Below are 9,375 nucleotides of genomic sequence, written 5' to 3'. Positions count from 1 at the left end.
TTTGGGTTCGCTTCTAACGACCGTCGGCAACGCAGGCTCTGCGCCGGAATTGACACGGTTCAGTGTGGATGGCCCGGGGACTTCCCGAACCGGGTACTCTCTGTATCGTTCGCATGAGAGTTCGCACGCACGGGTGCTCTGTCGTATATGGCCCTGCGCGCGCCCAGATACAAGAGCCCGCCGCCCCGACAGTTTGGCGCAAAGGGCCGGGCGGCGGCCCCGAGGGACGGAATCGCCCTTAGAGCACTGATATAACTGGATAAACTGGTCGGTCGGCCGCCGCGCGGCATCGGTATGATCCGTAGGCGGAGCTTTCCGTAATTCGCCCGGAGCGCCCGCAAAGCGACGCGCCGATTCAGGATTGTGGCGCGGCCGGGCAGCTTGGCGGTCCTTCGCCCGGCACGAGCGCGACAGAGGACAGGCTGAGCGCGAAGCGGCTCGCGCTCGTCAGCACGAAGGGCGCGGAGATCGCGGTCAAATCCGCGCCGCCCTGCCTGAAGCAGGCCAGCCGCACATCGATCGTCGTCCAGCCCCTGCCCTGCGCCGCGCGCAACACATCGGTCAGATCGACCGTTCCATGGCAGGCGCCGGCGCAGCGCAGTTGGAGCGTCACCGGTCCGGTGGGCGCCGCGTCGATCCGCAGCGCGAGCCGCAACGCCATGTCGCCATCGGTCTGATGCGACAGATCGATCGGCGCGCCCGAAAGCGCCAGCGCGGCGGAGCCGTTGCCCGTCCATGTCGCGAGGAGCGTGTCTTCCTGCTTGAGATGATCGGTGCTGGCGAGGCCGAGCGCCGGCGTGCTTGCCGGCAAACGAAGCACCGGCGCGGACGCGCCGTCGCCGCCGGCAATCGACAGCGACCAGGGCGGCGCGGCGTGGCCGCTGTCGAGATAGCGCTCGACATTGGCGGCGATAACGTCGCCGCCCGGCGCTTCGGGCAGCATACCGAGGTCGCGCGGGTGCGCGTAGTTCAAGCCATAGCCGAAGGCGAAAAGCGGATTGTAGGCGGCGCGCTCCGCCGCCGTCGCGTTCGGGCCGGGCCAATGGAGCGGCGCCTGGTCGGGCGCGCGCGGCCAGGAGAAGGATAGCCTTCCGCGGAAATCAAAGGCGGGATTGCCGTCCGCGCCACGGAACAGAAGATCGGCGACGCCGCCGCCCTCGGTGCCCGGCAGCCAGGCCGCGACGAAGGCATCGGCGGCGTTGATCTCGCGCGTGACATAGAGCGGCCGGCCCGACAGGAACACGGCGACGACCGGAATGCCCTTGGCGCGCAGCGCGCGGATCAGGCGCAGGTCGCGCGGATCGCCCGGCTCAAAGGCGAGATTGTCGCGATCGCCCATGAACTCCGCATACGGATCTTCGCCGAAGACGACGATAGCGACGTCCGGCCTGATGGTGAAACCGCCGTCGCGCGCGAGCGTGGCCTGTCCGCCGCCGGCTTGCACCTGTTCGGCGATGCCCTCGAAGATCGTCTGGGCGCGCGGGAAATCGGCGCGGCTGTTGCCGGTGCCCTGCCAGGAGATCGTCCAGCCGCCGGTCTGCTTGCCCATGTCGTCGGCGCCGTCGCCGGCGACCAGCACGTTCAGCTTCGGGCTGAGCGGCAGAAGACCGTGCTCGTTCTTGAGCAGCACCAGCGACTCCCGCACCGCCTGGCGCGCGACGGCGCGATGCGCGGGCGAGGCGAGCTCGTCCCATTTGCCGCCATGGGGCCGGCCCGATGGCTGGCCTGCCTCGAACAGGCCGGCGCGCAGCTTCACGCGCAGGATGCGCGAGACCGCCTCGTCGAGCCGCGCCATCGGGATCGTTCCGGCCTTCACCTCGGCCAGCGTGTGCTGGTAGAGGCCCTTCCAGCTGTCGGGCGCCATGACCATGTCGATGCCGGCGGCGAGCGCGGCGGGACAATCGGTGGTGCCGCAGCCGGCGAGCTGGCCATGCGCATTCCAGTCGCTGACCACGAAACCGTCGAAGCCGAAGCGGCCGACCAGCACGTCGTTCAGCAGGTCGCGGTTGCCGTGCATCTTCCTGCCGCGCCAGCTCGAATAGGACGCCATCACCGCCTGCGCGCCGGCCGCGATGCCCGACTGGTAGCCGGCGGAGTGGATGTCGCGCAGATCTTCCTCGCTCGCTCGGTTGTCGCCCTGGTCGCGGCCCTGGTCGGTGCCGCCGTCGCCGAGGAAATGCTTGATGGTCGCGAGGATATGGCCGCCGCGCAGGAAATCGGGCGTGCCCGGCGTGCCCTGGATGCCCTCGACCATCGCGCCGGCATAGGCGCGCACGATATCGGGATTCTCCGAATAGCTTTCATAGGAACGGCCCCAGCGCACGTCCTGCGCCACCGCGACGGTCGGCGCGAAGGTCCAGTCCTGGCCCACCACCCGCATCTCGATCGCGGTGATCTCACCGATCTTGCGCAACAGGTCGGTATCGTTCGCCGCGCCGAGACCGACATTGTGCGGGAAGATCGTGGCGCCGATGATGTTGGAGTTGCCGTGGACGGAGTCCGAGCCCCAGATCACCGGGATCGCGACATGGCCCGGCGGCGCGTCGAGCGAGGCGGCATAGAAGGCGTCGGCCGCCTTCAGCCAGTCCGGCGGCAGGGCACGGTCATTGCCGCCGGGGCCGGAATTTCCGCCGTCGAGCACCGAGCCCAGCCGATAGGTGCGCACATCGGCAGGCGAGACCGAGGCGATGTCGGCCTGGATGGTCTGGCCGACCTTGTCTTCCACCGTCATCTTCGACAGCAGATCGGCGACGCGCGCATCGATCGCCGGATCGTCCGCCACGGCGCTGGCGATCTTCGGCCAGATCTCGGGATGAACCACGCCCGGGACGGAAGGCGCCTCCGGTTTCGGCGCGCTGACGCAGGCGCCCAGCGCGAACGCGGCGACCGACAGGGCAAGCATGGGTCTGCTGTTCAACGCGGCCTCCGGTTCGGCGCCGCCGGTTTTATCGCTTATTCGGCCGCGGCGGGGCGAATTCCGACGCTCCTTGACAGCGTTGTCAACTTCCCGGAACTTGCGGCGCTTCGCCTTGGCATATCGCCCCTCAAGGTGCCGCGGCGACGGCGAACCCTCCGCGAAAGGCCCGCGCGCGCAATGTCCACCGGACCGTCGATTCCATGAAGCCCAAGCGCCCGTCTTCGCCGCCGCCCACGCCGTCCGCCAAGCCCGCCAGCATCTACGACGTGGCCCGGCGCGCCGGCGTTTCGATCAAGACGGTGTCGCGCGTCGTCAACCGCCAACCCAATGTCAGCGCCCAGGCCCAGGCGCGCGTGATGGACGCGGTGAACGCGCTGTCCTACCGGCCCAACTTCTTCGCGCGCGGGCTGGCCAGCGAGCGGTCGTTCCTGATCGGCCTGCTCTACGACAACCCGTCGGAAAGCTACATGGCGGGGGTGCAGATCGGCGCGCTGAGGCGCTGCCGCGAGGACGGCTATCACCTGATCGTCGAGCAGATGAGCATGCAGGATCCCGATCTCGGCGCCGCGGTGCGCGCGCTGGTCGCGCAATCCTCTCTACACGGACTGATCCTGACGCCGCCGCTGTGCGACGCCTCGGCCGTGATCGCGGCGCTGAAGGCCGAGCATGTGCGCTTTGTGCGCATCGCGTCCAGGGGCGCCCTGCCCGACGGCGCCAGCGTCAGCATCGACGATCAAGCGGCGGCGCGGGAAATGACGGCTTATCTCATCGGCCTCGGCCATCGCCGCATCGGCTTCATCAGGGGCCATCCCGACCACAGCGCGGCGCATGCGCGCTTCGAGGGCTATCGCGCCGCGCTCGAGCAGGCGGACATCCCCTTCGCCGGGGAACTCTGCGCGCAGGGCTATTTCTCCTACCAGTCCGGCCTGGAGGCGGGAGAGATCCTACTGTCGCTGAAGAACCGGCCGACCGCGATCTTCGCCAGCAATGACGACATGGCGGCCGCCGTGCTCGCCACCGCGAAGCGCTTTCATCTGAAGCTGCCGTCGCAGCTTTCGGTCGCGGGGTTCGACGATTCCCTCGTCGCCCAGGTGGTGTGGCCGCCGCTGACGACCTGCCGCCAGCCGATCAAGGAGATGGCCGCCGCCGCCGTCGCGCTCCTGGTGCAGCAGCCGACCGACGACGTGCCGCCGGAGCGCCGGCTGGATCACGAGCTGATCGTGCGTCAGTCGACGGCGCCGCCCGGCCACTGAGCGTCAGGGTTTTACGCGGGGATGTCCGGAATGCGGCCGGGCTCGGAGCCGAGACGATCGTTCGACGGCCGCAGCGTGGTGAGCACCGCGAGGCAATCGAGGTCCTTCCAGACCTCGGCGCTGGCGAATTCGGGACGCATCTGGCGCGCCGCCTGGCGCGACGCGTCGGCGTCGCTGGCACAGTTCGGGCGATAATACATCGAGACCGCGCCGTCGGAGCGCAGATAGCGAATCGTGTAGTCCGGCATGGTGCAGGCCCAGCTCTTCGAACGGTAACTATACCCGTGTCGCGGCGCGCCGCCTTGCACAAACGTGCGATGGCGATGAAGATTCGATAACGGATCGGTCGCAAAATGCGCGGAAATCCCGAAACGTCGGGACTTTGCGCACGCGCCCGAATCCTTAGGGGCGGAACGCTCCCCAGGAATCTGCCACAACGCCGGCCGCGAGACCGTCTACCATCGCCTGACGGGACCGACATCGATATGGACGAAGTCGGACTCCGGATAATAGCCGACGCCGCCGGCGCGTAGCAGCAGCGCCGCTTCGTGGATGTCCTTGAGCCCCTTGTCGCCCAGGCGGATGTCGATCGCCATGCCCTTCATGTGATAGCTTTTGGACGCCGCGCCATGCCCGCTCGCGCGCAGCATCGCGTTGGTTTGCGGCGAGCGATAGCCGGAGATCACCTCGAAGGGCTGGCTGCTTTCGAGCTTCGCGTGAAGCCGGTGCAGCAGATCGAGCAGCTTCGGCTCGATCGGATGGACTTCTCCGTTGCGATAATCGCGCAAGATGAAATTCACTTCATGTAGGGCGTCGGGCAGGTATTTGCCCTGCGCCCAATATTCCACGCTGGCCTTCTCGCCCGTGTGGAGATTGTCGAAGGTCAGCGCGCGTGGCGCCGCCAGCGTCGACGTTGGTGCGATGAGGCTTGCCGTCGCCGGCTCCGCAAGCCCTGCCGCTACAATCCCCCCCAAACAGCCCAGAATTTGCCGGCGCGAATTGCTTCGCGTCATTGGAACGTCCCAGTTTGGAGACCGCCAACCTAACCCGGCTTTGCTAACGCTGTAAACCGCCCTCAAGCCTTGTGGTTGCAACCCTTCACGGCGGGGAAGGCCTGCGAATAGGAGGTCGCGCCGAACATCGCGGCGATCAGCCGCTTGTCGCGCCCATAGATGTCGGAGCGGAACTGCAGGCCGTCGGGCGAGGGGAAGGCCGTGAGATAGACGACATAGAGCGGGATCGGCGCCTTGATCGGCAGAGGCGTCGTCTGCGTCGTCGCGATCGCGGCGTCGAGCCGATCGACGCCCGAGGTGACGTCGCCGTTGAGCGCATAGGATGCGAGCGGCTTGATCTGCTGCACGCGGATGCAGCCATGGCTGAGGAAGCGGTTCGGTTTGGCGAACAGCGAACGGGCCGGCGTGTCGTGCAGATAGACGGCGAAGCGGTCGGTCACGTTCAGCTTGATGTCGCCGAGCGCGTTGTCGTCGCCGGGGATCTGGCGGTACCGGCCGTTCTCCAGGACGATATGGTTGCGCGCCAGATAATCCGGATCGGCCGCAGCCTTCGGCGCGATCTCGTGCCGCGCGATGGTGGCGGGCACGATCCAGGGCGGATTGGCGACGATGCCGGTGATCTCGGCGCGGAAGATCGGCGTGCGGTCGTGCGGGCGGCCGACGATGACGCGCGAGGTCAGGATCGCCGCGCCGTTCTCCATCACCGCGAGGCTCGCGTCCGGCACGTTGACCTGGACATAGGCTTTTTCGAACCGATGCGGCAGCCAGCGCAGGCGCTCCATATTGGCGGCGATCTGCGCCGCGCGGCCGGACGCCGTGACGTTGAGCTGCGCGATCGTCGCGGCGCCGACATTGCCTTCGGCCTCAAGGCCGTTGCGCGCCTGAAAGCGCTTGATGGCCGCGTCCATCTCTTCGACCGAGGCCGGTATCGGACCGGCGACCGCCACATCCTCATAGCCGAGACGCGCCTGGAGCTCGGCGAGGGTCTGCGGCGTCGCGCTGGCGGCGGTGAAGGCCTTGCGCGCGGCGAAGGCGGGCCAGCCGCCATTGGCGGCCGCCGTCCGGTACCGCGCCAGCGCCGTCTTGAGCGGAGCATATTGCGGAAGCTGCGGCTCGAGGCCCCAGAGGAATTCGGAGATCTTGTGCGTGGCGACCGCCTGGGCGGCGCCGCTCGCGATGTCGTAGCCGCTCGCCGGCAGGTCGACGTCGGAGTCGAGGTGCTTGAAGGCGGGCTGTCCGTCGAGCATGTCGGAGGCGTAGCGCAGCAACGACGCGGTGAACGTCAGGTCGCGATAGGCGAGCGCCGTCGCGTCGTTCGTCGCGAAGGGGCGCGCAAGATTTTCGAGCTCATAGCGCGCGGGATCCAGCCCGTCCTCGGCGGCCCGGGATAGGACCGCCAGCGCGGCTCTTCCGTCGGCATTCAAGCCGCCCTGGTCGTACCAGGCCGGCGCGTTCTGCCGCGCGGCGTAGAACTTCCGCAGGGAATCGCGCTGGGATGGGTTGACGCCGGAGCCCGACTGCAGCGCGGATTCGATGGGCGACGGCACAGGCTGCGCCGCCACATCGCACAGAGACGAGACGAAAAGACTACCGCCGGCGATTACGAGAATGGCGGCGCGACAATGCCAACTATGAATGCGCATGGGAACCTGCAAAAGACGATGGCCGCGCCCGACGACATTCCCCAAACCCCAGGCTACAATAGGAGCACGCGGCAGAAGCTGTCTGACCCAGGTCAATGACAATTGCCGATAGCGCATGAATGTTGCAAAAAAGGAAATTCGTTCATGACTCATCACTTTCACGCCGTCGTGTGGATCGACCACGCCGAGGCCAATATCATCGAATTCGGCGAGAGCGGCATCGAGAAGCACCGCGTTCGCGCCGAGGATCGCGGCGGGAACATCCATCACAAATCGGGAACCGTGGGGTCGGGCCACACACATGAGGACCCGAAATATTTCGCGGCCATCGTGGCCGCGCTGAAGCCCAATCACGAGATTCTCGTCGTCGGACATGGGCCGGCGAAGACCGCTTTCGCCCATTATGCGCGCGATCACGTGCCCGATCTCGCCAAGCGCATCCTGGGCGTCGAGGCGATCGACCAGCCGACCGAACCCGAAGTCATCGCCTTCGCGCGCAAATTCTTCGAGGCCAAGGACCTCTCGACGCCGCAGCTTTGACGGCGGCCTACGGCACCAGCACGGCGGCGCCTTCGATCCGGCCGTCGCGCAGGCGCGTCAGCGCCTCGTTGGCGTCTTCGAGCGCGAAGGGCTGGACCGTCGTGTGGATCTTGATCTTGGCCGCGATGGCGAGGAACTCGTCGCCGTCGCGCCGCGTCAGATTGGCGACCGAGCGGACCATGCGCTCGCCCCACAACAGCGCGTAGGGGAAAGCGGGAATGTCGCTCATGTGGATTCCGGCGCAGACCACCACGCCGCCCTTGACCGTCGCGGCCAGCGCCGCCGGCACCAGCGCGCCGACCGGCGCGAACAGGATCGCGGCGTCGAGCAACTGCGGCGGCGCGCCGTCGGAGGCACCGGCCCATACCGCGCCGAGCGACTTCGCGAAGGCCTGGCCTTCCGCGTCGCCGGATTTGGTGAAGGCGTAGACCTCCTGGCCGCGATGGCGTGCGACCTGGATCGCGATATGGGCGGCGGCGCCGAAGCCGTAGAGGCCGAGGCGCTTGCCCTCGCCCGCCATCCTAAGCGCGCGATAGCCGATCAGGCCGGCGCAGAGCAGCGGCGCCGCTTCGATGTCGGAGTAGAAGTCCGGCAGCTTGAAGCAGTAGCGCGCGTCGGCGGTGGTGTATTCGGCGTACCCGCCGTCGATCGTGTAGCCGGTGAAGCGGGCGCGGTCGCACAGGTTCTCGCGTCCGCTGCGGCAATAGACGCATTCGCCGCAGGTCCAGCCGAGCCAGGGCACGCCGACGCGATCGCCCACCGCCAATTGCGCCACGTCGCTGCCGACCTTTTCGATGGTCCCGACGATTTCGTGGCCGGGAATGACGTTGTGCTTGGGTTCGGTCAGTTCGCCGTCGACGACGTGCAGGTCGGTGCGGCAGACGCCGCAGGCATGGACGCGGATCAGCACCTCGCCCGGGCCGGGCTCGCGCGGCACCGCATCGCGGCTCGACCGCAACGGAGAATGGGCCTTGTCCAGGATCATGGCGCGCATGGCGAACAGCCTATCAAAGAAAGGAAGCGCTTTCAGAGCGCGGTGAGTTCCACCCGCGCGCAGAGCCGCTCGACGTCGGCCGGGGCGCACAGGCCGGTTCCGGATGTCAGCAGCGCCGCGGTTCCGGCGGCGGCGGCGTAGCCCAAGGCGATATCGTCCGGCGCGCCTGCGGCCAGCTTGACCAGCAGGCCACCGAGGAAGCTGTCGCCGGCCCCGACCGTGGTCGAACTGTCGACGCGCGGCACCGCCGCGTGCCACGAGACTTTTGCGCTCACCAGCAGCGCGCCACCCTCGCCCAGGGTCACGATGACGGTTGAAACTTTCTTGGAGTGGATCAGGCCGGCCAGCGCCGCCTGCCAGCCGCGCAAATCCGCCGGCATGGCGCCCAGATAGGCGCTAAGCTCGCGCGCGCTGCCCTTCAGGATGCCGACGCCCTCGCCAAGCACCTGGCCGAGCGGCGGCCCCTGGGTGTCGATGACGGTCCTGGCGCCGGCCGCCTTGGCGGCACGGATGGCGCGGGCATAGAAATCGTCCGGCACGCCGGGCGGCAGGCTGCCGCTGGCGACGAAATAGTCTCTCGCCGCAAGCAGGCCGAGCGCCGCCCCGATGCAGGCATTGCACTCGCCCTCGCTCAGGGGCTCGCCCGGCAGCACGAAGCGGAATTGCCGCGCGCTGCGTTCCTCGGTGACGTTGAAGCTCTCGCGGGTGTGTGCCGCGACGCGGACCGGGCGATGGCGGATGGCCTCGCGGTCGAGCAGCGCCGCAAGCTCGTCGCCCGCGCCGCCGCCGGCGGCGTAGACCGCGACCGCGTCGCCGCCCAGGCGATGGACGACCCGCGCGACATTGATGCCGCCGCCGCCGGGATCGCGCCGCACCGGGCCGCAGCGCAGCTTGTGCGCCGGTATCAACTCTTCGACGCCGGTGGCGATATCGACCGCCGGATTGGGCGTGAAGGTGACGACCTTGGCCATGCGCGTGGATGTCTCGAAATTGATGCGAGAAACATAAGAACGGC

8 protein-coding genes are annotated in these 9,375 nt (G+C 68.0%); 2 read left to right on the top strand and 6 right to left on the bottom strand.

The window, feature by feature from the left end:
* Positions 1-355 precede the first annotated feature (355 nt).
* The gene (locus WDM86_15305; GenBank protein MEI9991399.1) at positions 356-2,917 is read right to left on the bottom strand and encodes an exo 1,3/1,4-beta-D-glucan glucohydrolase; all 2,562 of its coding nucleotides are present in this window, start codon (positions 2,915-2,917) and stop codon (positions 356-358) included.
* A gap of 200 nt (positions 2,918-3,117) precedes the next feature.
* Here WDM86_15305 and WDM86_15300 point away from each other — a divergent pair, with 200 nt between their 5' ends.
* Complete coding sequence (locus WDM86_15300; GenBank protein ID MEI9991398.1) at positions 3,118-4,170, top strand: LacI family DNA-binding transcriptional regulator; 1,053 nt, start codon at positions 3,118-3,120, stop codon at positions 4,168-4,170.
* A gap of 11 nt (positions 4,171-4,181) precedes the next feature.
* On the opposite strand, the gene WDM86_15295 is transcribed toward WDM86_15300, so the two are convergent.
* From WDM86_15295 to WDM86_15285, 3 genes are all read right to left on the bottom strand, one after another.
* Positions 4,182-4,418 (bottom strand): hypothetical protein, encoded by a 237-nt coding sequence (locus WDM86_15295; GenBank protein ID MEI9991397.1) that lies wholly within the window; start codon positions 4,416-4,418, stop codon positions 4,182-4,184.
* A 207-nt stretch (positions 4,419-4,625) separates the two neighbouring features.
* Entirely contained in the window at positions 4,626-5,183 is a 558-nt protein-coding gene (locus WDM86_15290) for a DUF882 domain-containing protein (protein ID MEI9991396.1), read from the bottom strand.
* 62 nt (positions 5,184-5,245) lie between these two features.
* Entirely contained in the window at positions 5,246-6,730 is a 1,485-nt protein-coding gene (locus WDM86_15285; GenBank protein MEI9991395.1) for a L,D-transpeptidase family protein, read from the bottom strand.
* 240 nt (positions 6,731-6,970) lie between these two features.
* Here WDM86_15285 and WDM86_15280 point away from each other — a divergent pair, with 240 nt between their 5' ends.
* On the top strand, positions 6,971-7,366 hold the full coding sequence (locus tag WDM86_15280; protein ID MEI9991394.1) for a hypothetical protein: 396 nt from the start codon (positions 6,971-6,973) through the stop codon (positions 7,364-7,366).
* A gap of 7 nt (positions 7,367-7,373) precedes the next feature.
* On the opposite strand, the gene WDM86_15275 is transcribed toward WDM86_15280, so the two are convergent.
* Together WDM86_15275 and WDM86_15270 are read right to left on the bottom strand one after the other, a co-directional pair.
* Positions 7,374-8,360 carry a zinc-dependent alcohol dehydrogenase family protein gene (locus WDM86_15275; protein ID MEI9991393.1) on the bottom strand — a complete coding sequence of 329 codons (987 nt, stop codon included), beginning with the start codon at positions 8,358-8,360 and terminating at the stop codon, positions 7,374-7,376.
* A gap of 32 nt (positions 8,361-8,392) precedes the next feature.
* On the bottom strand, positions 8,393-9,331 hold the full coding sequence (locus tag WDM86_15270; GenBank protein MEI9991392.1) for a hexose kinase: 939 nt from the start codon (positions 9,329-9,331) through the stop codon (positions 8,393-8,395).
* Positions 9,332-9,375 lie beyond the last annotated feature (44 nt).

Origin of the sequence: Rhizomicrobium sp. (assembly GCA_037200045.1) — a bacterium.
GTDB lineage: Bacteria > Pseudomonadota > Alphaproteobacteria > Micropepsales > Micropepsaceae > Rhizomicrobium.
This window is presented reverse-complemented; position numbering and strand designations above follow the sequence as displayed.

Bases quoted from the DNA above. Each gene is read 5' to 3' on its own strand.
- WDM86_15300 (MEI9991398.1), top strand. From the start codon at position 3,118: ATGAAGCCCAAGCGCCCGTCTTCGCCGCCGCCCACGCCGTCCGCCAAG.
- WDM86_15290 (MEI9991396.1), bottom strand. From the start codon at position 5,183: ATGACGCGAAGCAATTCGCGCCGGCAAATTCTGGGCTGTTTGGGGGGG.
- WDM86_15295 (MEI9991397.1), bottom strand. From the start codon at position 4,418: ATGCCGGACTACACGATTCGCTATCTGCGCTCCGACGGCGCGGTCTCG.
- WDM86_15275 (MEI9991393.1), bottom strand. From the start codon at position 8,360: ATGCGCGCCATGATCCTGGACAAGGCCCATTCTCCGTTGCGGTCGAGC.
- WDM86_15270 (MEI9991392.1), bottom strand. From the start codon at position 9,331: ATGGCCAAGGTCGTCACCTTCACGCCCAATCCGGCGGTCGATATCGCC.
- WDM86_15280 (MEI9991394.1), top strand. From the start codon at position 6,971: ATGACTCATCACTTTCACGCCGTCGTGTGGATCGACCACGCCGAGGCC.